General features: G+C 70.2%; 1 protein-coding gene. It reads right to left on the reverse strand.

The window, feature by feature from the left end; all coding sequences use genetic code 11:
* Positions 1-235: ATP-binding cassette domain-containing protein (locus ACSNOK_RS36290; protein WP_436784904.1), on the reverse strand; the 235-nt coding region annotated here is incomplete at both ends.

Genomic DNA, 235 nt, shown 5'->3' on the forward strand with positions numbered 1-235 from the left:
GCATCTGGCTGCGGAGCGCGGCGTCGAGGTTCGACAGGGGCTCGTCGAACAGGAAGACCTGGGGCGCGCGCGTGATCGCCCGGCCGATGGCGACGCGCTGCTTCTGCCCCCCGGACAGGGCCTTGGGCTTCTTGTCGAGATGCTCGGTTATCCGCAGGATGCCCGCGGCCTTCTCCACCGCCGCGCGGATCTCGGCCCTGGGGCGACCCGCGACCTTGAGAGCGAAGCCCATGTT

The organism is Streptomyces sp. URMC 126, from assembly GCF_051386555.1.
In the GTDB taxonomy this organism is placed as follows: domain Bacteria; phylum Actinomycetota; class Actinomycetes; order Streptomycetales; family Streptomycetaceae; genus Streptomyces.